Origin of the sequence: Caproiciproducens galactitolivorans (assembly GCF_026672255.1) — a bacterium.
GTDB lineage: Bacteria > Bacillota > Clostridia > Oscillospirales > Acutalibacteraceae > Caproiciproducens > Caproiciproducens galactitolivorans_A.
Genome location: NZ_JAPOHA010000010.1, coordinates 51,991 through 75,515, shown reverse-complemented (window position 1 = coordinate 75,515; position 23,525 = coordinate 51,991). Strand labels below are relative to the sequence as shown.

Sequence of the window (23,525 nt, the reverse complement as noted above, 5' to 3'; positions counted from 1 at the left end):
CTTTTGCCTCCTTCAATCCTTTCCTGAATTTGTTACTTTCAACTGCAACACGGAAAGCGCAACGGTAATCACAAAGATGAATACGCCGGTAACGGCAGCCATTCCGAGGTCGTCGTGCAGGAAAGCCTGCTGATACAGGAACAAGCCGAGAACCTGGGTGCTGTTCCCGGGTCCGCCGCCCGTTGTGGAGTAAACTTCCGTGTATAGCTTAAACGCACCGATCACCGTAATAATGGAACATACCAGAAGCTGTTCCTTGGCCTGGGGAATCAGGATGCTGACCGCCCTTTTTACCGGGCCCGCCCCGTCGATCGCGGCCGCTTCGGAATATTCCTCCGGAACATTCTGAAAAGCCACGCACATCAGCAGCGCAATATACCCCGTAAACTGCCACTGGCTCATGGCAATGATACAGTAGATCGCAATGTTGGAATCGCCCAGCCATGCTTTGCCGGGCAGGTGCATTGCTTTCAGCAGCGCATTCAAAAACCCGACATTCGGATCATAAATGAACGTAAACATTAATCCTACCGCCACCAGCGAGATCAGCGACGGCATAAAATAGATATTGCGGTACATCCCTTTTATTTTTTTCGCAATCGAGGTGCTTTCGATAATCAGCGCCAGAATCGTTCCGAACCCTACCTGTACGATCAGGGAAATAATACAGTACAGCCCGTTATTCTTGAGCATGACGGGAAAGGCTTCGTCTGTAAAAAATCTCCGGTAATTATCCAGACCGACAAAGGCCGCCCCCGCGGAATAGGAGGAAAGCCGGAAAAAGCTGTATCCTATGTTCATGAAAACCGGGATATAGACAAAAGACAGAACCATAAGGAGCCCGGGAAGCATGTAGAGATACGGAACGTATTTTCTTGTTTTCAAATCCTTCACCTGCTTTTTGAAATACGGGCAGGTCTCCTCTTGAAAGCCTGCCCGCAGTTGCTTTATATTTCAGGGGATTCGCTGTGGAAAGTTCTATTTTAACGACACATACTTCACGCCGGGAGCACGGGAGCGTTCCCGAGACGGTACATCAGAAGCCTGTGCTTACTGGCTTGATTTTCCTGTTTTCACCAGCGTCTGCGCTTCTTTCGCCTTCCCCTGGATCTTCTTCATCGCCTCCTGCGGCGAAACGGAACCGTTCGTGAGGTTGGACACTTCCTCCAGATACTCCTTGCATACGGTGGAATACAGCGCGTTGTCGAGCCACGCACTCATTTGCGTTGCTTCGCTTACAACCTTATAACCGTCGATCAGAGACTGGTCCGTAAGCCCCTTCGTTGTATCCTTCGCCGCGTTGAACCAGCCGATCTTCTGGCACTGTTCGGTACCCACGTCTTTTCCGAGGAACCACTTCAGGAAATCCACGCACTCCTGCGGATACTTGGTCTTCGAAGAGATAACGAATCCTTCGGGGGCGCCGGTCAGAATCTCCTGATTGCCTTTCGCGCCGGCAACCTGCGGGAATTTGAACATGCCGAATTTCAGATCGGGGCCGTCGGCCTTGATATACGGAATCTCAATCAGCTCGCCGTAGTAGATCGCCGCCTGTCCTCCGGCAAACATGGATCTTGCCATATCCGGCTTTACACCGTCCGGATTCTCCGTCATGTACGGAAGGAGCTTCTGATAATACTGCATGGCCTGGGCATATCCGGGGTCCGTGAATTCACCGGTGGTGGGTTCATAGTCTTTCGCCCTGACATCGTCCGGAACGAAAATCTGGTTCAAGGTTCCTATGTAGTGGAGGCCCGCCCAAGGCTCCGAATTGCCGTATGCGATCGGCGTTACTCCGGCCGCTTTTAACTTCGCGCAGGCGGCGAGCAGATCGTCGAACGTCTTCGGAACTTCGATCCCGTTCTTCTGAAAGAGCTCTGTATTGTAGTAGAATTGCTTGCAGTCAAGACGGAACGGAATGCCGTATATCATGCCGTCCTTATTCGTATAGAGGCTCATCTGGTTTGCAAGCAGGGAATTCTTCCACTCCGGATCTTTATCCATATAAGGCGTCAGATCCAGAATCAGGTTCTCACGAATAAACCTCTCCGTGAAATCGCCCGCCCAGCTGAAGAAGATATCCGGCGTATCATCGCCGCCCACGACGACCTTGATCTTTTCCTTGTAGTCCTGATTCTGCGCGCTCATGATATCGAACTTGATATCCGGATGGGACTTTTCATACTCGTGCAGCTTGCCCTCAATGAAACTGTTGTAGGGCTCGTCCGGGAAACGGTGGAAGAACTTAATCACCTTTTGCCCTCCCGCAGCCGTGCTTGCCGCCGAACCTCCGCCGGCCGATGCGGTTCCGGATTCTGCATTTCCGCCGCACCCCACAAAGGAAATTGCCATAACACAGGCCATGGTAAATCCGACTGCTCTTTTCAGTATTCCTTTTTTCATACTTGCTTCTCCTTTCAGATTCTTCCTTGAAGATTCCTGTATTCTTACACGCTTTCCTTTCTCATGACCTTTTCATCTTCTTCCGTTCGTTCGACTTGTTTTCCGTACCCGAAAGAACCGTCCCGCTGACACTGAGCGGAAGAAAAAACCGCGGCCCTGTAAAGGCTTAAGCGTATCAGACAATCCTTATATTCCGCAGCGGCCGTGATTCCTTTGTTTCCGGAATCCGGGCCGAAATCAGCGGAATCCCTGATTCCGTCAATGTAATTTGTCAGGAAGCACGCGATAAAGGCGTCCCCGGCGCCCATGGTGTCCCTGGCCTTTACCAGGAAGGGGGACTGTTCATAGAAATGACCGTCAACCAAAACGAACGCGCCTTTTGAACCCCGTGTCGCAAGGACGATATGCCTGCATCCGTAATCCATGATTTTTTCCATTGCCGCCCGGATTTCGGTTTCACCCTGATCGCCGCAGGAAATTTCCGCGCAGTCGATATAGGGGCAGCATTCACGGAAATAGCCTTCATCCGTTCGATTGGAAAAATCCATGGATACAAACCCTGCCGCCCTGCGTATGACCGGCAGCTGGGGCTCCAGAAAACTGTATACGCTCGTATGAACCAGATCAAAGCCGCTGATATAGTCCTCGTCCATCCCTGTCAGCACCGGAGGCTTCTCTCTGGAGACACCGCCCCTGTTGCCGGTGAGAAACACGCGGTCCCCGTTTACCAATTGAACGCGGGCGCAGCCGTTGTCTCCGTGCTCAAAGCGGCAGTGGGAAAGGTCCAGGCCGATTTTCGCCGCGGCTTCATACACATGCTTTCCGACCGGATCATCCCCAAAGGTTCCGAGGTACGCGGCCCGCGCGCCGAGCATTCCGCTGAATACCGCCACGTTCAGGGCATTGCCGCCCGGATAAATCGTGGAAATATGCAGATATTTATCGCAGACGTTATCTCCGATTCCTAACGTTTTGATCATTTTTAAACTTCCTTATAACATATTATAACATTATCATAATTTGTCTTGATATTGTTATATCATATATATGATAATCTGTCAATAATTTTTCAACTTTCCCGAAGAAATTTGTTGACTTATTGGCTTTTGGGTGAAAAATCCTGCAAAACAGGAAAAGTATTGTATGCATGCACTTGTATCATTGTTCAACACAAAAAGGAGCAGCCGAAGCTGCTCCTTGAATGTTTTTATTGCCGGGTTGTGATTTTTTTCCTGCACTTTTTACAACATGGTGATATCCTCCGGGTGAAAACGCAGAACGGCGTCAGCCCGGAAAACGTGCTGGTGGATAATCCATACCGGATTCATAACGAAATTGGCTCTGTTTTTAATTATTTTCCATCCTCATCCACATTCAGCTGCAGGATATAGGTGTAGCGGTCGGCGTTAATAATATTTTTGCCGTAATAGACAGGGGCCCCGTCGGCATCGGCACAGGTGTCCCACATATAAAGAAGGGCTTCGTTTTCCTTTACGCCCAGTTCCTGCGCCTCTTCCTTTGTCGCATAGCAGATGCCTATTTTTTTCGTTCCCGTTTTCAGGATAACATCGTGGGCTGCAAGCGTACTGAACAGCGGCTGATTCAAGTCCTCCGAAAGGAGAAAGGCAAACCTTCGCGGAAAATGGTTTTCCTCCAGCATGACCGGGACGTCGTTGCAGTAACGCAGCCGGCGGATACGTATGATTTTTTCGCCTTTCTGGATGTGCAGAAATTTCACATCGCTGGGCATCGCGTTAACGATATCCGCGGACAGAAATTTTGTCCCCGGTTTCTCACCGTTCTGAATGCAGTTTTGGGAGAAACTCATAAGCATATTCAGGTTTCTGACCAGCTTCTTGCCGGTCACGAACGTACCCACTCCCTGCTTTCTGGTAAGCAGATCTTCATCTGTAAGAATTTCCAGCGCCTTCCGTACGGTAATCCGGCTGACGTTATACGTCTCGCTCAGTTCCTTTTCCGTAAGAATCTTCTCATTCTCCTTCAGTTTTCCTTCTTCAATCTGCTTTCTCAATTCGTCTGCCAACTGCAGATAAAGCGGTGTCCCTTTCTCTCTTATAAGCTCCTCCATACTCTCTCCTGCTTCTTTTCGGAAATCAGTAGTCCAGTCTCCGGTAGTATCTTCTGATTTCGAGCGGATGCCTTCTGCAATATTCCAGATGCACGTTTACCCTCTGGAATGCGGAGCGCATCACGATCGGCGCCAGAATCCACCGGAACTCATCCCTGATTCCGTTTAATTTGAATTTCTTTGTGTCAAATACAATCACCTTCGCGCTGATCCTGTTCACGAAATTCTCAACGCGGTCCATTTCGGGGCGGGTCTTATCTTCGCCCTTGATCAGAATAACCGGAGTATCCCTTTCGATTACTTCCAGCGTTCCGTGGAAGAAATTCGCCGCCGATACCGGCCTTGTGCGCATCCACTGCATTTCCTCCATAATACACATACCGTGGCAGGTTGCCCAGTCTTCAAGATTTCCGGAACCGACAAGGTATGTAAGCGGTTCGTCGCAGTATTTTTCGGCATAGGCCTTTGCATCTTCATCCGCATCCTTGTAAATCCGAACGACATTTTCCGGCAGATTGACAATCTCGGAGAAAAATTTGTCATATGCGTCGAACTGCCCGGCGTTTTTGAGGAAACGAAGTGTTACCGTGTACCAAAAGTAATACGCGGCTCCGGTTGTATTAATAATATTATCACATATATCATACAATGGACTACCCTTTTTTTCAATATATCCAATAATTTCCGCCCCGATTTGATGAACTTTTTTCATCGCCTCTACAACTTCTTTTGTATCTCCGGAAACGGACTCGATCACCACTACGGAATCTTTGTTCAGGAAAGGATTCCCTTCCAGGCAGAAATCGGCGGCGTTCTCAAGGTAAAACGGCACCGTGGCCCCAAGCTGTTTTACGATATGCATCATCTGCCCGGCGTACAGCACGGTTCCGCCGATTCCGATGTAGAAGATGTTGGAATATCCTCTTTGGCAGATCCGGTCAACGATGGCCTCAGCCTGCGGAATCAGCCCGATTCCGTTTTTTTGGTCCTGTAGCACTTTCGCTTCATCAAAATTTAACATATTGCCCTCCTATAATGTTATATTGTTGTAATATAGTATAGCATAACATTCTATCGCTTTCAATAGGAATTTCAGAGCAAAAAAGCTGAATTTTGTAGGAATACAATAAAGTATTGTGAGGAGCGTGAATTGCTCCCCGGTTCCCGTGCTACGGATACCGCCAAATGAAAACAGCACCCGGTCGGGTGCTGTTTTCATTTGGCAATAGTGGATAAATGATCTATTTTTCCTGTTCGGTATTGGCCGGGTAAAAAATTGAAATTCAGCGATCCATGATAGCAATTTTATCGGTTCTGCCCATCAGTTTATAATAAATACGCCACTCGTCAAGGGATTGCAAAGGGATTACTGCTCCGTTGATTTCTGTATAATCGTTGATTTGCTCTTTTTCAAGCGGAAAATAGAAATCCATCCCATCGTGTACGATGGTAAAACCCGCCATCATATCGATATCAACGCCATCCACATCAAACTCCCAAAAGTATTTTGTCTTATACTGTCCCTTCGGGCCCGCGGGCAGCAGCTTTCCAAAGGACAAAAGAACCTTTTTTGCTTTTTCCGCATCTGCCTCCGCAACCATAATATCAATATCATGGAATTCCTGTACCATGCCTTTGAGGTAGAGAAGCAGAGACGCCCCGATTGCCCATGTAATTTGTCGGCGGTTCAGCTCCTTTGCAATTTGCGACAGAACCGTTAATTTCTTACTTATTTCCGCCAAAGCTCTCGCCTCCGTCAAATTTCTGATTATCCGAATGCGTTCCATCGGTTTTCTTCTAATGATACCATGTTTTTCTGCATAAAGAAAGCGCACTCCACAAAAGTGAAGTGCGCGTCTTGCCGGCGGCGGCCCGCCCGTGGACACAGGGGGACTGGGGTGTTGGGTTCGCTCAGCCCGCGTTCCGCGATTCTCTCCGGTTTCCCGTTCTTTCGTTTTCCGTTCCGGTTCTTCCAGCCTGCACGGGGGTTCTCATCATACTGATATTACCAAATAAAAACAATTCAATTATATTTCTATGCAATATAAAATATATCCTCCCCGAGCCATCCTGACTTCTGCACGATACAGATCACCTGCCAAAGAAAAAGTGACCGGACGTTCCTTGTTTACAAACTTAAATTCCTGCTGGGTTTGGGTACAAAATTCTGCAATAACACTGCAAATCTTTTGAGTGGTTGGATACGTTAGAGTCTCGTCCAGTTCAATATCGAATCTTTTTTTCATCAAATCTTCCATCCCTTTCCCCAAATAATTTTTTGCTTTTATTATAAAGTCAAATGCAATATTAAAGAATTTTGCCCCGTTCTGTTCTTCCGTTTCCAGACAATCCAGATATTCTTCCACAGCAAAGTCCGCATCGGATGCCTCCTGCGCGATCTTTTCAAAAAGCTTTTTCTGTACTTTTAATTCATCAATTTTCATGCTGGCTATCTTCGAATATTTTTGCATACAATCCTGTACGGATCGTTCCTTACGCTGCATTTGCGAAATATCACTGATGGATATTCCCAGTTTTCGAAACAGCTTAATATCCTCAAATAGAAAAGAGCACCCAACGGGTGCTTTTTCTCATTGGTGGACACAAGGGGACTCGAACCCATGACCTCTCGCGTGTGAGGCGAGCGCTCTAACCGGCTGAGCTATGCGTCCATATGAAATATACCCCCGAACTTCGAGGGTACATTGCTTTTGGTGACCCGGACGAGATTCGAACTCGTGAAACCGCCGTGAAAGGGCGGTGTCTTAACCGCTTGACCACCGGGCCTTATATGGTAGCGGCAATTGGATTTGAACCAATGACACTCCGGGTATGAACCGAATGCTCTAGCCAACTGAGCTATGCCGCCATATATACCGCTTTGAAATTTCAAAAGCGGAGCGTTTTATATTATAACCTATGCAATGGTGTTTTGTCAACATATTTTTGCAAAATATCTTAAATTCAAAATATTTCCTCGCGCATTTGGAATTTCCCGGGCAAAACAGGCGCGAACCTTCGGCGGGCCGCCGCGTCCGGCGCAATTATTCCGCATGAGGTGAACTGCTCGTCCGCTTCTTTTGCGCAAGCGTAACACAGATTTCTGAACCGTATCATTTCCAATTCCAATTACGGGCAGACGCACCGTGCGCCGGTTTCCCGGAATATTCTCCGGCCTTGCGTAAGGACACCCGCGGCTCTGCCTGATGCGATTCCGCCCATAAGGAAGGAACTGGGAAGGGGTATTCCGGAAAGCCCGTCAGGACAACGCGTTTCCTAAATTCTTTCCGGAATGAATCCCCTCTGTATAATTTATATTGAATTCTACTTACTGGATTGAGTAGTTCGGTGCTTCCTTGGTAATCTGAATGTCGTGCGGATGGCTTTCTTTCAGGCCGGGGCCCGTAATGCGGACAAACTGTGCCTTCTCATGCAGCTCCTCAATGCTGTTGCAGCCGGTGTAACCCATGCCGGAACGAATCCCGCCGACCATCTGGTAGATGGTATCGGAGAGCGGCCCCTTATATGGCAGACGGCCTTCCACGCCTTCCGGAACCAGCTTCTTCTGATCCTGCTGGAAGTAACGGTCCCTGCTGCCCTGCCCCATCGCGGCAAGGCTGCCCATACCGCGGTAAACCTTGAACTGGCGTCCCTGATACAGTTCGGTCTCTCCGGGGGATTCCTCACAGCCCGCGACCAGCGAACCGACCATAACGACATTCGCGCCGGCGGCAAGCGCCTTCACGATATCGCCGGAGTATTTGATGCCGCCGTCCGCGATAATCGGGATATCGTATTTCGCGGCGACACAGGCAGCGTCGTAAACGGCGGTGACCTGCGGAACGCCGATACCCGCGACGATACGGGTGGTACAGATGGAGCCCGGCCCCATGCCGACCTTTACGCAGTCCGCGCCCGCTTCAATAAGCGCTCTTGTGGCTTCGCCTGTGGCGACATTTCCCGCAATGAGCTGTAAGTCCGGGAACGCTTTTTTCACGCGTTTAACGGCTTCTATGACGTCCTGATTGTGGCCGTGGGCGGAATCCAGCGCAACCACGTCCACCTGCGCCTTTACCAGCTCGGCAACGCGTTCCAGAACATCGCCCGTGGCGCCGATCGCCGCGCCGCAGAGCAGGCGGCCGCCCGCGTCTCTTGCGGAATTCGGATAGCGGACCGCTTTTTCAATATCCTTAATGGTGATTAAGCCCTTGAGGTTGCCCTTGTCGTCGACAATCGGGAGCTTTTCAATGCGGTGCTTGCGCAGAATTTCCTGCGCCTGTGCAAGGGTTGTCCCAACCGGAGCCGTAACAAGGTTTTCCTTGGTCATAACGGCGGAAATCGGCTGGTCGTAATCCTCTTCGGTCATAAAGCGCAGATCGCGGTTTGTAATAATGCCCACCAGCTTGCCGTTTTCGCAGATCGGTACACCGGAGATACGGTATCTTGCCATAATTTCATTGGCATCATGAACGTAATGCTGAGGAGAAAGGAAAAACGGATCAACGATCACGCCGTTTTCCGAACGCTTTACCCGGTCGACCATATCGGCCTGCATTTCAATGGACATATTCTTGTGAATAATTCCAATGCCGCCTTCACGGGCAATGGCGATCGCCATGTTGCTTTCCGTAACGGTATCCATGGCAGCCGTCATCAGCGGGGTGTTCAGCTTGATGGTTTTCGTAAGCCGGGTGGTTAAATCCACCTCCTTGGGCAATACGTGGGATTCCGCCGGAATCAGCAGAACATCGTCAAACGTCAGGCCTTCCTTTGCAAATTTTTCCGAGTAATTCGTGTTTAACATGTTTTCCTCCTGTCACATTCTGTTACAATTTTGCGCCGCCGCAAACCGCTTTCCGCGCCGCTTTCTCTTCTTATCTTATTTTAATATATTTTGTTATTATATCATTCCGTGCATTCAATTTCAACCGAATTTTTTCGAATAATCCGGCATTCCATCCATTGGCAGAACCGTTGCCGTTGCGGTGAATCCGCAGCCGCGCGCATTCATGCCTTTCATCCGCACCTTCCCGTCCTGTTTCGCGGCGTAAATCTTCAGAACGTCGCCCAGCGCGCTTTCATTGATGTAATTGATCCGCACCTCGCTGTAGCGGCAGTTCTCGGCTCCGCCCGGAAGGAAATCCGTTACAATATCGCCGTAAACGGTGTTGTTCAGATGATAGTTGAAATCGATATCGGAATAGCGGATCGGCCTTTCCCCCACAAAGGGCAGGTTTTCCGGTATTTCCGCTTTCCCGATCCGTTCCTCCGGGGAAACTTTTGTACCGGGAAAGCCCACGTAATCCAGAAATACTCTCGGCCGGAGGATTTTGTGCGTCTGCGGGTCCGCCGCGACGGTAGTCTGCATGACGTCAATGATCTCTTCGTCCCCGCTGTAAGCCTTAAAATCACGGTAAAACTGCGCGCCGCACACCCCGCGCGGATGCGTTTTCACCGTTACTTCTTCATTGTGCAGCGGCATCCGCCGGATTTTCATCCGGCTCGTAATCAGCAGGAACACGATGTTGTCCTCATACATTTTTTCATAGCTAAAACCAAACAGGTCAAGATGCTGCTGGCTTACTTCCTGACACATGCGCAGCAGCATGCTGAGCTTTAACTGCCGCTGCGCCCCGACCTGGTAGCTCGCGACGCGCACCTTTCTGGAATATTCTCCGATCAAATCCGCTTTATCCATGATTACACCTCATTTTTATGTAAAGTGACGCCCCCTGCGGCATTTCCTCCGGCGGGGGGCATTGCATTCTCTTATTTTATGATGTCGCAGCCCATGAACGGACGCAGAACCTCCGGCACGGTTACGCTGCCGTCGGCATTCTGATACTGCTCCACAAGGGCGGGAATCACGCGGCTGGTTGCAAGGCCGGAAGCATTCAGCGTGTGGACGAACTGTAATTTCTTGTCCTCCCCGCGGAACTTCACATTGCCTCTTCTCGCCTGATAATCCCTTGCGTTGGAAGCGGAGCTGACCTCCTTGTAAATCTCCATGCTCGGAATCCAGACTTCAATGTCGTACGTACGCGCCATGGAGAATGAGCAGTCGCCCGCGGCAAGCTTGCTCAGGCGGTAATGCAGGCCCAGCTTCTGCACAAGCTTCTCCGCTTTTCCGACAAGCTCCGCAAAAGCCTCGTCCGACTTGTCCGGCGCGGTGTACTGCACCATTTCCACCTTATTGAACTGGTGGCCGCGGATCATGCCGCGCTCCTCGGAACGGTAGCTGCCGGCCTCTCTTCGGTAGCAGGGGGTGTACGCAATATATTTGCGCGGAAGCTCGTCCATGGTAAGCACCTCGTCGCGGTGCAGGTTGACCAGAGCGGTTTCCGCGGTGGGAAGCATGAATTTCTTATCGTTGCTGGTCGGATTCTGAATCCAGTAGACTTCATCGGTGAATTTCGGGAACTGGCCGGCGACATAACCGCACTCATAGTTCAGCATGTGCGGCGGAAGAATCAGTTCGTAGCCGTCTTTCAGATGTTCGCTGATAAAGAAGTTCAATAAAGCCCACTCCATGCGCGCGCCCATGCCGCGGTATACCCAGGAACCGGCTCCGGCCAGCTTTGCGCCGCGCTGGTAGTCGATCATGCCGAGGCTTTCGCAGAGTTCCACATGGTTTTTCGGCTCAAAATCGAACTTCGGCTGTTCCTTATAGAAACGAAGGGGCTTGTTGTTTTCCTTGCCGCCCTCCAAAAGGTCTTCGTCCGGCATATTCGGAAGGGACAGCAGCAGCGTCTTCTGCTTTTCCTCCAGTTCGCCGAGTTCGCCGTCGGCCGCCTTGATTTTTTCGGAAAGGGCTTTCAGGTCCGCCATCAGCTGAGTGGTATCCTCACCTGCTTTTTTCATCTGTGGAATTTTCTTTGTCGCCGCATTCTGTTCGGCCTTCATGTTCTCCACTTTTCCGGTAACGTCACGGCGTTCCTCGTCGATTTTCAGAATATCGTCCACCAGCGCGTCTACATCAATGCAGCGCTTTTTTGCGCCGGCTTTTATTTTTTCCGGATTGCTGCGAATCAGTTTAATATCAAGCATGTTTTGAACTCCTTTTTCGATTCTGTTTTATTTTCCACCGTCGTGTTAATCTCTGTTGAAAAGTTTTACGAGTTCTCCCAAATCCTCTTCCCCGTAAAACTCAATTTGCAGTACGCCGCGCTTTCGCGTGCCGCTGACCTGTACCTTGCGGCCCAAATGCTCGTTCAGTGCAAGCTCGACTTCGCTGAAATAGCGAATCTTTTTCTTTGCCTTCGGCAGCGGTTCGGCATGGTTCAGGCGTTCGTTTGCCTTTTTTCCCAGTTTTTCCAGTTCGCGCACCGAAATACCCTGCTCCAGAACCAATTTCGCCGCTTTTAACATTTCCGTAGGATTCGGAAAACTCAGAAGCGTGCGGGCATGCCCCGCGGAAAGGCTTCCGGAATGCACCATATCGAGGATTGCCTTCGGCAAATTCAAAAGCCGGAGCGCGTTTGCCACCGTCGGGCGTGATTTTCCAACGGTTTTGGAGACTTCCTCCTGCGTCAGTCCGTAGGTGTCCATCAAAGACTGGTAACCCTGCGCTTCTTCGAGCGGATTCAGGTCTTCACGCTGTAAATTTTCAATCAGCGCAAGTTCCATTACCTCGCCGTCGGACATCTCCCGAATCACTGCGGGAACTTCGGCAACACCCGCCATGCGCGCGGCGCGCCAGCGGCGTTCCCCCGCTACAATCTGATATCCTCCGCCGACAATCGGCCGAACCAGAAGCGGCTGCAAAACGCCGTGCTGTGAAATGGAATCGGCTAGCTCGGCAAGCGCTTCTTCATTAAAATCTTTTCTGGGTTGCGCGCGGTTGGGTTCAATCTCGCTGATTTTCAGCGAAACCGCCGCATTGCGGTCTTCGGTATCGTTTTCCGCGAAAATCGCGTCTAAGCCTTTTCCAAGGCCGCGTTTCTTTACTGCCATTGTTCTCTCCCCCCGCTATCTCTTATTCGCTGTCAGAATTTCCTCCGCCAGCGCCTCGTAAGCCAAAGCGCCCCGGGAGCTTTTGTCGAAGTACTGGATGGGCTTCCCAAAGCTGGGCGCCTCGGAAAGGCGCACGGTGCGCGGCACCACGCTCGCAAACACCTTGCGCGGGAAGTATTTTTTCACTTCTTCCACAACCTGCTGCGTCAGATTCAGCCTGCCGTCGTACATCGTGAGCAGAACGCCCTCAATATCAAGCTGGGAATTGTACTGCCGCTTTATGCGGCGAACCGTATTCATAAGCTGGGAGAGGCCTTCCAGCGCGTAATATTCGCATTGAATCGGTACCAGAAGCGTATCCGCCACGCAGAGCGCGTTGGTCGTAATCAGGCCAAGCGAGGGCGGACAGTCGATAAAGATATAATCGTACTGGTCCCGGAACGGCACCAGCGCGTTTTTCAGAATGGATTCACGGTGCTCCAGCGAAACAAGCTCGATTTCAGCCGCCGCCAAATCCATGCTGGACGGAATCAGATCCAGATTGGTAAATTCCGTATGGATGATCACATCTTTTGCATTTGTTTCGCCGATCAGAACCTCGTAAACGGTATTTTTCAGCGTGCGGCGGTCTACCCCGACCCCGCTCGAGGCGTTGCCCTGGGGGTCGATATCCACAAGCAGGGTTTTCTTCCCTTTCAACCCCATCGCGGAGGAAAGGTTGACCGATGTTGTGGTTTTGCCGACGCCTCCCTTCTGGTTGGCGATTGCGATAATTTTTCCCATTCTTTTCCCTCCCGAAGCGGGTTCCCGCCCGCCGGATCATCGCTGAAACAAACGGAACCGCCCTATTCGGGCATCAGCGTATAATGTTATTATTATAGCACGCTTTTTCCGTAAGTTAAAGGAGTTTATTCACATATGTTGGAAGAATCTCTCCCCCGCACCCGCCGTAAATTTGGTTTCTTCCTATTTTATGCGGAACACGGCGCGAAAAGAAGGATACTTTCGATTTTCCTCCCAAAAAATACGAGCGGGGCTGCCCTCCTTATCAGATGTTTCATGTGAAACAAAACAGGCCGGACACGTGTCCGGCCTGCCTTGTGGGAAATGATATAGGGAAATAGGAGTAAAACTTATAAGCTTTTTAAGCAGGCTTTTTTCCGCCGGAGGTAGCCTGTCCCTTCGGAATACGAACCAGACATTCAATATACTCGTCGGTTTCGCTTTTCAGCGTCTGCGCATTGATCCCGCTCTGTTTCATGGTTTCAATCGCATGGTTGATCGTATTCAGGAAAATGCGGACGTCTTTCACAACAACGGTTCGCTTGGTCTTCTTCGGCTTTTCGCTTCCGGCAAGGAGCTTGTCTATCAAATCTTCCGCCTGTTTTACATTGCAGTCGCGGGCAATAATCTGATTCAGCGCCGTTTCGCGCAGGGTTTCGTCCTTAATCCGCAAAAGCGCACGGGCGTGGCGTTCTGTCAGCCCGCAGGCAGTGATTTTTTCGCGTTCCTCTTTGGTAAGCTTTAAAAGCCGCAGCTTATTTGCCAGCGTGGACTGACTTTTGCCAAGCCGCAGCGCGGCTTCTTCCTGCGTAACGTTCCACTGCTCAATCAGTTGGCGGATTCCCTCCGCTTCCTCAAAAATCTGAAGATCCTGTCTTTGCAGATTCTCGGTCATGGCAAGGACCGCGCTGGTTTCAGGGGAACAGTCGCTGATAATACAGGAAACCGTATCGAGCCCGGCAATTTTGCAGGCACGGAGCCTGCGCTCGCCCGCAATCAGTTCATAGCCGTCTTTTACGCGGCGAACGGAAATCGGCTGGAGCAGCCCGTTCGTACGGATACTCCGCGACAGCTCCAAAAGCTCCTGTTCGTTGAAGACCCGCCGCGGCTGTGCCGGATTTGGATGAATAGAGTTGATCGAAATTTGCACTACCTTACACGATTCATTGAATAAATGCAAAATTGCCGCCCCCTGCTCGTCCCTTTTTGATAAGGATAGCACGATGAACGGCAATAATTTGTAAAATTATGGCAAGTAAGAAAAATATTTTTTGTAGCTTTGTGGCGGTTCCTGTGGATTCCCCCGCATTTATCCGAGAATATGTATTCTGAAAACCGCTATTCATAGGGGATTTTTTGCGATTTTCGCCCCATGCCGGGGATACAAATCCGGCAGCGGCTTCGTGCGCCGGATAAAGATCAGGCTTCGGCGGTCGCCGCCCGGCAGCTCGAATTCCTCGACTTTCGTAAGTTCACAGCCCAGAAGAGCAATCGCGTTTTTCGCGTCGTCCGTTTCTTCCCGCGGATCCGGGCCTTTCATCGCGACAAAGGTTCCGCCCATTTTCAGAAACGGAAGGCAGTATTCGCAGAGAAGATTCAGCGGCGCAACCGCGCGGGCCGTCGCAAAATCAAACTTTCCGCGGTACGTTTTCTGCCGCCCGGCCTCTTCCGCGCGCGCATGCACCAGTTCCGCCGGCAATTGCAGACGGTCGAGCACATCCTTTAAAAAGATCAGGCGTTTGTTCAGCCCGTCCAGCAGGGTCAGTTCCAGCTTTGGCCGCATAATTTTCAGCGGTACGCCGGGGAAACCCGCGCCGGTGCCGACGTCGATCAGCTTTGCACCGCCCGGAAGGTCGATATATTTTAAAATCAGGATGCTGTCCAGAAAATGCTTTTCCGCTATCTCGCGCGGTTCCTTAATGGCTGTCAGGTTCATTTTCTCGCTCCAATTCAACAATAACTCCATATATTGTTGAAAACTTTGCGCCTCGCTCCCACTGACCTCCATCCCCATGCTCTTTGCGGACGAAATCAGTTGATTTTGAATATCCTCCATGTTACGCCTCCCTTTTGCGGGCAAGCCAGATCAGCAGGACGGAAATATCCGCGGGGCTTACCCCCGATATGCGCGAGGCCTGTCCCACGCTGGAAGGCTTTACCTTCGTCAGTTTTTCCTGCGCTTCGGTGCGCAGGCCGGTCATCTGCCTGTAATCCGTGTCTTCCGGAAGCTTCTGCGCTTCCAGCCGCCGCATCTCCGCGATATCCGCTTTCTGACGTTTAATATACCCCTCGTACTCGATTTCGATTTCCACGCTTTCAAATACAGCGTCCGGCAGGTCGGGGCGGTTCGGGTCGACCGCTTTCAGAATTTCATAGCTGAGCTGCGGTCTGCGGAGCAGTTCCGACAGGCGCACACCCGTCGTTACGGGCGATGTTTCATGTGAAACAAGGATGGAATTCAGCGCCTCAGACGGCGGCAGAACGGTATTCTGCACCCGTTTCAGCTCCTCCTCCTTCTGTTTTTGCTTCAACTGGAAACGCTCCCAGCGCTCGTCGGAAATCAGCCCGATTTTCCGCCCGGTCGGGGTCATCCGCTCGTCGGCGTTGTCCTGCCGGAGCACAAGGCGGTATTCGCTGCGGGAAGTCATCATGCGGTAAGGGTCGGTAACCCCCTTCGTAATCAGGTCGTCCACCAGCGTTCCGATATAGGAACCCGCGCGGTCGAGAACCATCGGCTCCCTGCCCAGCACTTTCAGCGCGGCATTGATCCCGGCGACCAGTCCCTGCGCGGCGGCTTCCTCATAACCGGAGCTGCCGTTAAACTGCCCCGCTCCGTAAAGACCGGGAAAATCCATGAATTCCAGCGTCGCATTCATTTGCAGAGGATCGACGCAGTCGTATTCAATCGCGTAAGCGCTGCGCATAATCTGAACATGTTCCAGCCCCTTGATCGTACGGTAAAAAGCAACCTGCACGTCCTCCGGCAGGGAGGAACTCATTCCCTGTAAATACATTTCCTCGGTATCCAGCCCGCAGGGCTCAATAAACAGCTGATGGCGCGGCTTGTCCTTGAACCGCATGATTTTATCTTCAATGCTCGGGCAGTAACGCGGCCCGATGCCTTCGATTTTTCCGCTGTACATCGGAGAACGCCCGATATTCTCGAGAATAATCTGCTTTGTTTTCTCATTCGTCCAGGAAATATGGCAGACGGCGCGATTTTCCGGCGGCGTCAGCGTATCGTAGGAAAACGGAATAACCGGCTCGTCTCCGCGCTGTTCTTCCAAATCCGTAAAGTCAATGCTGGATTTCAGCACACGCGCGGGTGTTCCGGTTTTGAAACGGCGCAGGCGCAGACCCAGCTTTTTCAGCGACGCCCCCAGAAACGCGGCGGGAAACATGCCGTCCGGCCCGCTTTCATAGGAAACGTCTCCAACGTAAATCTTGCCGCCCAAAAAGGTTCCCGTTGCAATTACCACCGCTTTTGCGCGGTAAACCGCGTCCATGCGTGTGACCAACTGCCACATGCCGTCCTCCGTACGGGTAAGCTCCACGATTTCTGCCTGATTCATATGCAGATTCGGCTGAAGCTCGAGTTTATGTTTCATAATCTTGCCGTACTCGCGGCGGTCGATCTGCGCGCGCAGAGAATGGACAGCCGGGCCTTTTCCAAGGTTCAGCATCCGGCTTTGCAGCATTGCCGCGTCCGCGGTTTTGCCCATTTCCCCGCCAAGCGCGTCAATTTCACGCACAAGATGTCCCTTTGCCGTTCCGCCGATCGACGGATTGCAGGGGCAGTTTCCGACGGCATCCATATTAATTGTAAAAACGCAGGTGCGGCAGCCAAGGCGCGCCGAAGAAAGCGCGGCCTCAATTCCCGCGTGTCCCGCGCCGATCACCGCCACATCATATTCACCAGCATTGTATCTCATGAGAATCCCTCCCTGACGCACAGGGGCATTCGCCGTTTCCCCATACCGCATAAGCGATGTTCCTCCACGGAAAAATGAAACAGAGAAGCCTGCTCGTCCGTCTTTGATTCATAAAACATTATTGAAAGCCTTGATTTATCATTACCGGATAGCTTGCGTTGCCGCAAAACAGGCAATCGGCATTCTAAGTATCCAAACCATCCTGCCTGCCGCAAGCAACTTAATAGTATACTTCAAAAATACATTCTTTATTTTCCTACGCAGAAATGGTGGAAAACGGAATCGACGACCGCTTCGGTTGCGCGTTCGCCGGTCAATTCCAGCAGCGCGGAAATTGCGCCCTCAATGGAAACGGTCACCGCGTCGAGCGTTATTCCGCTCTCCACCGCCGCAAGCGCTTCGTCAACGCCCTCTCCGGCGCGCCGCGCCGCGTCGCGCTGGCGTTCTGTAAACAGGATTCCTTCCGCCGGATTCAGCCCCGCCGTGTGCAGAAGTTCGGCCACCGCGTTTTTCAATTGTTCCAATCCCTCTCCGGAAAGCGCAGATATATATACTATTCGTTTAAAATTATATTTAATATACTCTAAGTCAATTTTTGCAGGCAGATCGCTCTTATTCACAACCGCGATCGACGGCGCGTCACGAATCACCGAAACCAGCTCCCGGTCTTCATCGTTCAGCCCCTGCGAGGAATCAAAGACCGCCAGAATGAGCTGGGCTTCCCGGATTCTTTCGCGCGCGCGCTCCACGCCGATGAGTTCCACCGGGTCTTCCGTCAGATGAATGCCCGCGGTGTCCGAAAGGCGAAGCGGGACATCCCCGAGAATCACGGTGTCCTCCACAATATCGCGCGTTGTACCGGCGTATTCGGTAACGATGGAACGCTCGCAGCCGGAAAGCAGGTTCATTAAAGTGGATTTTCCCACATTAGGCCGCCCGGCGATCACCGTAACGACTCCTTCGCGGATGGCCCGTCCGGCGTCGAACTGACTGAGAAGCCGGTCAAGCTCCTCCTTTGCAAAACGGAGCGTTTCATGCAGGGATTCCTCGTTTACTTCCGGAATGTCGTCCTCCGGGTAATCTGCCCATGCGGAAAGGTGCGCGGCCGTCTGAATCAGGCTTTCGCGGATTTTCCGGATTTTCTTTTCCAGCGCGCCGTCATGCCCGGCCAGAGCGGCCTTTGCAGCCTGGCCTCCCTGCGCGCCGATGAGCTGCATAACGGATTCGGCTTCCGTCAGCCCGATTTTTCCGTTCAGAAACGCCCGGCGCGTAAATTCCCCCGGCCCCGCCGGAACCGCTCCGGCGGAAAAAACCGCCTTCAGCACCCGGCGCAGAAGATACAGCCCTCCGTGGCAGGAAAGTTCCACAACGTCTTCGCCGGTAAAGCTTGCGGGCGCGGTATAATTCAGGGCGATTGCCTCGTCGATTGCCTCGTCCCCGTCGTGAACCCGCCCGTAAAGAGCGGTGTAGCCTTTGATTTCATCCAGTGTTTTCCCCCGTTTCGAGGTAAAAACCTTTCCCGCGATTTCCCGTGCGCGCGGGCCGGAAATACGCACAATCCCGATTCCGCCCGGAGCCTGCGGCGTGGAAATCGCCGCGATCGTTTTGGACGACGGGCTGTAAGTTTCTCTGTTTTCCATAGTGTACCTCATCCGTATTATCCACGCTCTGCGCGGGTAAATTTTAAAAAAAAATTGGCCTTTTTAAATAAATCGCCGATTTCAGACATTCGTATATACTATTTCCATCGTTCCTCTGATTTGCCCGGGATTTTCAGAAAAGCCTGTCTTGTTTTCTCCGAATTTCATTTCTTCCGACCTTTTTTAAGAAGAATGGAACAAGGCATTTGAAAAAGAACTTTCCGATCCGAACGAAAAGAAACGGGCGATTCTGCGAACCGCCCGTCAAGTCATTATTTTTTAAAATCGATGCGGCCGTAAAGCGGAGCATTCTTATCGCTCTTCGGCTCCTGCTTCACCGGGGGATGCACCGGCTGCGCGGTACTTTGCGCCGGTTTCGGCGACCGGTTGCCATAGCCTGTCCGCGGCTTGTCCCCGTAAGGACGGTGCTGCTGGCTTCTGTTGTTAAAGTTTCTGCGGGGAAGCGGCCGTTCGCCTGCTTCCGGGCCGATCACAACATGGCGGCCGAGATCCTCGCCTTCCGACCAGGACTTTGCTCCTTCCACGGTTTGAACCGCCGTATGGATAATCCGCCGCTCGTAAGGATTCATCGGTTCCAAAGAGGAGTTCCGGCCGGTCTTAACCGCCTTGACGGCGATTTTTTTGCCCAGAATTTCGAGCGTTTCCTTGCGTTTTTCACGGTAATTTCCAATGTCAAGCGTAATCCGATAATAGGTATTGTCGATATGGTTGGCCACAAGTCCGGTTAAGTACTGAAGCGCGTCGAGCGTCTCTCCGCGGTGACCGATAATGAAACCGATATCTTCACCGGAAAGGGAAAGCTGCGCACCGTTTTCTTCCTCGGTGATTCTGATATCGACCGAAGAAAGACCCATGTGCCCCAGAATTTTCTTCAAGTATTCCGCGGCGGCCTCGGCGGGATTGCTTTTAATAAAGACCCTTACCTTCGCCGGGTTCCCGCCGAAAAGACCGAATGTCTTTTTTGTGGGCATTTCCAGAATTTCAAATTCCGCATCATAGGATTCAACACCGAGTTCCCTGCATGCGGCTTCTCTCGCCAGTTCTACAGTATCACCGGTTGCAATCGCTTCTTTTATCACGGTATTACCTCCCCGGGTTGTTTTCTCTTTTTCTTTTCTTACGAATGTGAGAATGCTCGCTTACGCTTTTGGTTTTCTGTTTTTTCCCGCTTTGCCTTTTCCTGTCTCAGCCGGCTGGAAAACGACCGGTATCCTCTTGATTTTTGCTTCTTCCTGCTCCAGCAGGGCAATTCTTTGCGCCTCGGCTTTTGCGTTCAAATCTGCCGGGCTGTACCAGATATTCAGAATGATGGTCTGCAAAAATCCGGTAAGGGTCGAAATAATCCAGTAAAAACCGACAGCCGCCGGCAGGGTGCAGGCAAGCCATGCACTGAACAAAGGCATGAAATAAAACATGTATTTCATGCAGCCTTCCTGCTGCTGCATTCCGGGCTGCATTTTCATCATAAAATACTGTGTTACCAAAGAAGAAACAAGGCACAGCACCGGAATAACCCAAAGGTTTGAACGGAACAGCGTTCCGAATATATTGGCACCGTCGCAGGGAGTATCGAGAAGGTTCATTCCCAGAAACTGAAAACCATGGCTGAACGATTCGATTTTTTTAAGCTCGTCCCCGTTAAACATGGTAAGCTGGGGTCTTAAGTCCGCAAAATGCTTAACAATTTCGATCTGCGCGTACTGCGCGTTGAAATTCGCGCCGACGCCCGGAATCATTTTCAGCATGGCAACCGCTTTGGCAATTCCATCCGCGGAAAGATGCAGCGCGTTTGCGAGCGGATTCTGAACGGTGTAAAACAGGCCGATCATAATCGGGAACGGAATAAAAGTGGTAAGGCATCCGCTTGTGGGATTCACGCCTTCCTTTTCGTAAAGCTTCTGCGTTTCCTGCTGAAGCTTCGCTTTATCGTTGCCGTACTTTTTTTGAAGTTCTTTTTGCTTGACGGCCATCTTGCTGTTGGCCGCCATGGACTTCTGCTGTTTGATGGAAAAAGGGAACATCAGGATTTTCAGAACAACGGTAAAGAGAATAATCGCGATTCCGTAGTTGTGAATCAGGGTGTAAAAAAACCAAAGCAGATAACCCAGGATGTTGCCGAAAAAATTAAAAAAATCGTACATATAGGCAGTACTCCTCTATAATGCTTATTGCTTGTCCCGTTTTTCCGGAACAGGGTCGTACCCTCCCCGGCTGAACGGGTTGCAGCGCAGTATACGAAACAAGGCGAGCCAAAAGCCCTTGAACGCGCCGAAGCGCTCAATCGCCTCTATTGCGTAATTCGAACAGGTGGGATAATATTTGCAGCACGGCTTTTTATACGGTGAAATCCCTTTTTGATAAAACCGTATCAGCCAGATGAACGGGCGTTTCATTTCAGTACCCCCGCTTTTTTAAGCTGCGCGGAAAGCACACGGACGATTTCCGTGCTTTTCACATAAGGCGTTTTGCCCCTTGCGACAAGGATAAAGTCGTAACCCGGCTTTACATCGGGCGCCAAAATCCGGAAAGCTTCGCGGATTACGCGGCGGGCCCGGTTTCTTTTTACGGCGTTGCCGATCTTTTTGCTGGTCGTAATGCCGATCCGGACATTTTTACTGCGGTTTTTCAAAACATAGGTAACGACCACAGGAGCGACAAACGATTTTCCCTTTGCGTAAATCCTGCGAAAGTCCTTGTTTTCTTTAATTGGCAAAAAATCCATCACTTTAAAACCGCACCGCAATTCCTTAAAAATAGGGAGCTAAAAAGAAAGGCCACATTGAGTGGCCCTCTGCTTAGTAGCTCAACCGTGCTCTGCCCTTCGCTCTGCGGCGGGCCAAAACCTTGCGGCCGTTTCTTGTGGACATTCTTTTCCGGAAGCCGTGCTCCTTTTGTCTGTGGAGCTTCTTTGGCTGATATGTTCTCAGCATGAAAAACCCTCCTTTCGGGGTACAAACCTTGCAATATAGCATTATATATTAAAAATGCACATACTGTCAACCTATAATTGTCGCCCGGCACTGGAAAAATCCTGAAAAAGAGAATTTTGCAATTTGCCAGACTATATGATTCAATATACCACATTTCAGGATAAAATAAAAGAAAAATAAAAAATATTTATCATCTATGTATTTTCGTACGCGCGCGATACAATATAGAGTGTTTGATACCGAAATTGAAATTTGAAAAGACAAACGTTTTGTGGTAATATAAATTATGTTATGCCTATGAGTATAAATATTTGTTAAAACGAGGTTTAAATGATGGAATCCTTTACCGAGGTATGGAATCTGGTCTGTGATTACTGCAAAAGCAAAATCACGGAAATTGCGTATTCGACCTGGATCAAGCGTATCGAACCGGTTAATCTTGATTTTGCACAGGGTGTCGCCGTGCTGAAAGTTCCGAACGAGCTTCACAGGCAGACAATCAAACATTATTATATCGATATGCTGGAAGAGGCATTCGCACAGATCTTCGGTCAGAAAATCCAGATTCGCATCTGCACGCCGGACGAAGCCGGAAATGAAAAGCAGAATGACGAAACCCCGGCCATCAACGACGATTACGAGTTTACCTTCGACACCTACATTGTCGGCCCGTCCAACAAATTTGCGCACGCGGCCTCCATGGCGGTGGCCAGCAAGCCGGCAACCTTATATAACCCTCTTTTTATTTACGGAAATTCCGGGCTGGGCAAAACCCACCTTCTTTACGCGATCTGCAACGAGATCAGCCGCACCCATCCGGAAATGGATATTGTTTACATTAAAGGCGATGATTTCACAAACGAGCTGATTGAAGCCATCCGGCGCGGAACCACCGCCGAATTCCACAACCGTTACCGGAAAGCGGACGTGTTCCTCGTCGACGATATTCAGTTTATTGCCGGAAAAGATTCCACGCAGGAGGAATTTTTCCATACTTTTAACACGTTATATGAAGCGAAAAAACAGATTGTACTGACTTCCGACCGGCCGCCGAAAGATATCGCGACGCTGGAGGAACGCCTGTTAACCCGTTTCGAGTGGGGTCTGACCGCCGATATCCAGCCGCCGGACTTCGAAACGCGCATCGCCATTATTAAAAGAAAAGCCGAACTTCTGGAAATCGACATTTCGGACAACGTTGCCGAATACATAGCGAACCGCCTGAAAAACAACATCCGTCAGCTCGAAGGGGCCGTCAAGAAAATGAAAGCCTACAATCTGCTGGCGGGCGAAAGCCCGAGTATCACGACGGCGCAGGCGGCGATCAGCGATATCATCAATAACGACCAGCCCACGCCGCTTACCGTCGAAAAAATTATCGACGAAGTCGCGCGCACGTTCGGAACCTCCAGCGAGGATATCCGCTCGGCGAAACGCTCGGCGAACATTTCCAGCGCCCGGCAGGTCTCCATGTATGTTGTAAGGGAAATTACCCAGCTCCCCATGACCTCCATCGGCGAGGAATTCGGCGGGCGCGACCATTCCACCGTTGTTTACGCAATCCAGCAGGTCGAAAAGGGCATTTCCAAGGATCCGAAAACCAAGGCGACCGTGGAGGATATCATCAAAAATATTCGCGACCGTTAAATTGTGGAAAGTTTCTTCACATTTAAACAATCCGGGGGAAAACTCAAATTTTGCGTTTTTCGTTTTCCCCGATTTTTTAAACAAGTTTTCAACATTCCCCACAGAGTTTTCAACATACGGTTAAAAA

General features: G+C 50.8%; 22 protein-coding genes and 3 tRNA genes. 1 reads left to right on the top strand and 24 read right to left on the bottom strand.

All coding sequences use genetic code 11. The features are described 5' to 3' along the window. Positions 1-12: 12 nt before the first annotated feature. The 24 genes from OUY18_RS10635 to rpmH all read right to left on the bottom strand — a co-directional run bounded on the left by OUY18_RS10635 (position 13) and on the right by rpmH (position 21,751). Entirely contained in the window at positions 13-885 is an 873-nt protein-coding gene (locus tag OUY18_RS10635; RefSeq protein WP_268058762.1) for a carbohydrate ABC transporter permease, read from the bottom strand. Positions 886-1,050: 165 nt separating this feature from the next. Further along, positions 1,051-2,403 (bottom strand): ABC transporter substrate-binding protein, encoded by a 1,353-nt coding sequence (locus tag OUY18_RS10630; RefSeq protein WP_268058761.1) that lies wholly within the window; start codon positions 2,401-2,403, stop codon positions 1,051-1,053. Between the two features lie 44 nt (positions 2,404-2,447). Continuing rightward, positions 2,448-3,383, bottom strand: a complete 936-nt coding sequence (locus OUY18_RS10625) for a PfkB family carbohydrate kinase (RefSeq protein ID WP_268058760.1) — start codon at positions 3,381-3,383, stop codon at positions 2,448-2,450. 371 nt (positions 3,384-3,754) lie between these two features. Next, positions 3,755-4,492: a GntR family transcriptional regulator gene (locus tag OUY18_RS10620; protein ID WP_268058759.1), complete on the bottom strand. Its 738-nt coding sequence runs from the start codon at positions 4,490-4,492 to the stop codon at positions 3,755-3,757. Between the two features lie 25 nt (positions 4,493-4,517). After that, a complete protein-coding gene (locus tag OUY18_RS10615; protein WP_268058758.1) occupies positions 4,518-5,513 on the bottom strand; it encodes an SIS domain-containing protein in 996 nt (331 codons plus the stop codon). A 262-nt stretch (positions 5,514-5,775) separates the two neighbouring features. Next, positions 5,776-6,234, bottom strand: coding sequence for a nucleotidyltransferase domain-containing protein (locus OUY18_RS10610; protein ID WP_268058757.1), 459 nt, complete (start codon positions 6,232-6,234; stop codon positions 5,776-5,778). Positions 6,235-6,519: 285 nt separating this feature from the next. Further along, positions 6,520-6,936 carry a DUF4318 domain-containing protein gene (locus tag OUY18_RS10605; RefSeq protein WP_268058756.1) on the bottom strand — a complete coding sequence of 139 codons (417 nt, stop codon included), beginning with the start codon at positions 6,934-6,936 and terminating at the stop codon, positions 6,520-6,522. 151 nt (positions 6,937-7,087) lie between these two features. Continuing rightward, positions 7,088-7,164 (bottom strand) — tRNA-Val (locus OUY18_RS10600). Positions 7,165-7,204: 40 nt separating this feature from the next. Further along, positions 7,205-7,279: transfer RNA gene (locus OUY18_RS10595), tRNA-Glu, on the bottom strand. A gap of 5 nt (positions 7,280-7,284) precedes the next feature. After that, positions 7,285-7,361, bottom strand: a tRNA-Met gene (locus OUY18_RS10590). A 459-nt stretch (positions 7,362-7,820) separates the two neighbouring features. Further along, a complete protein-coding gene (gene guaB, locus OUY18_RS10585) occupies positions 7,821-9,296 on the bottom strand; it encodes an IMP dehydrogenase (protein WP_268058755.1) in 1,476 nt (491 codons plus the stop codon). A gap of 120 nt (positions 9,297-9,416) precedes the next feature. After that, positions 9,417-10,190, bottom strand: a complete 774-nt coding sequence (locus tag OUY18_RS10580; RefSeq protein WP_268058754.1) for an acyl-[acyl-carrier-protein] thioesterase — start codon at positions 10,188-10,190, stop codon at positions 9,417-9,419. 71 nt (positions 10,191-10,261) lie between these two features. Beyond that, the gene (serS, locus tag OUY18_RS10575) at positions 10,262-11,539 is read right to left on the bottom strand and encodes a serine--tRNA ligase (protein ID WP_268058753.1); all 1,278 of its coding nucleotides are present in this window, start codon (positions 11,537-11,539) and stop codon (positions 10,262-10,264) included. A 45-nt stretch (positions 11,540-11,584) separates the two neighbouring features. After that, positions 11,585-12,445: a ParB/RepB/Spo0J family partition protein gene (locus tag OUY18_RS10570; protein WP_268058752.1), complete on the bottom strand. Its 861-nt coding sequence runs from the start codon at positions 12,443-12,445 to the stop codon at positions 11,585-11,587. Positions 12,446-12,460: 15 nt separating this feature from the next. After that, positions 12,461-13,228 (bottom strand): ParA family protein, encoded by a 768-nt coding sequence (locus OUY18_RS10565; RefSeq protein ID WP_268058751.1) that lies wholly within the window; start codon positions 13,226-13,228, stop codon positions 12,461-12,463. Positions 13,229-13,589: 361 nt separating this feature from the next. After that, positions 13,590-14,408 (bottom strand): ParB/RepB/Spo0J family partition protein, encoded by an 819-nt coding sequence (locus OUY18_RS10560; RefSeq protein WP_268058750.1) that lies wholly within the window; start codon positions 14,406-14,408, stop codon positions 13,590-13,592. A gap of 162 nt (positions 14,409-14,570) precedes the next feature. Then, positions 14,571-15,284, bottom strand: a complete 714-nt coding sequence (rsmG, locus tag OUY18_RS10555; RefSeq protein WP_268058749.1) for a 16S rRNA (guanine(527)-N(7))-methyltransferase RsmG — start codon at positions 15,282-15,284, stop codon at positions 14,571-14,573. Position 15,285: 1 nt separating this feature from the next. Beyond that, on the bottom strand, positions 15,286-17,160 hold the full coding sequence (gene mnmG, locus OUY18_RS10550; protein ID WP_268058748.1) for a tRNA uridine-5-carboxymethylaminomethyl(34) synthesis enzyme MnmG: 1,875 nt from the start codon (positions 17,158-17,160) through the stop codon (positions 15,286-15,288). Positions 17,161-17,408: 248 nt separating this feature from the next. Then, positions 17,409-18,800, bottom strand: a complete 1,392-nt coding sequence (mnmE, locus tag OUY18_RS10545) for a tRNA uridine-5-carboxymethylaminomethyl(34) synthesis GTPase MnmE (RefSeq protein WP_268058747.1) — start codon at positions 18,798-18,800, stop codon at positions 17,409-17,411. Positions 18,801-19,072: 272 nt separating this feature from the next. Further along, on the bottom strand, positions 19,073-19,900 hold the full coding sequence (jag, locus tag OUY18_RS10540; RefSeq protein ID WP_268058746.1) for an RNA-binding cell elongation regulator Jag/EloR: 828 nt from the start codon (positions 19,898-19,900) through the stop codon (positions 19,073-19,075). Positions 19,901-19,960: 60 nt separating this feature from the next. Next, positions 19,961-20,962 carry a YidC/Oxa1 family membrane protein insertase gene (locus tag OUY18_RS10535; protein WP_268058745.1) on the bottom strand — a complete coding sequence of 334 codons (1,002 nt, stop codon included), beginning with the start codon at positions 20,960-20,962 and terminating at the stop codon, positions 19,961-19,963. Between the two features lie 24 nt (positions 20,963-20,986). Then, on the bottom strand, positions 20,987-21,214 hold the full coding sequence (gene yidD / locus OUY18_RS10530; protein ID WP_268058744.1) for a membrane protein insertion efficiency factor YidD: 228 nt from the start codon (positions 21,212-21,214) through the stop codon (positions 20,987-20,989). Then, positions 21,211-21,543: a ribonuclease P protein component gene (rnpA, locus tag OUY18_RS10525; protein WP_268058800.1), complete on the bottom strand. Its 333-nt coding sequence runs from the start codon at positions 21,541-21,543 to the stop codon at positions 21,211-21,213. The genes yidD and rnpA overlap by 4 nt, the downstream gene beginning before the upstream one ends. A 73-nt stretch (positions 21,544-21,616) precedes the next feature. Continuing rightward, positions 21,617-21,751 (bottom strand): 50S ribosomal protein L34, encoded by a 135-nt coding sequence (gene rpmH, locus OUY18_RS10520; protein WP_268058743.1) that lies wholly within the window; start codon positions 21,749-21,751, stop codon positions 21,617-21,619. Between the two features lie 333 nt (positions 21,752-22,084). On the opposite strand from rpmH, the gene dnaA reads away from it, so the two are divergent. Next, entirely contained in the window at positions 22,085-23,398 is a 1,314-nt protein-coding gene (dnaA, locus tag OUY18_RS10515; RefSeq protein ID WP_268058799.1) for a chromosomal replication initiator protein DnaA, read from the top strand. Positions 23,399-23,525: the final 127 nt, after the last annotated feature.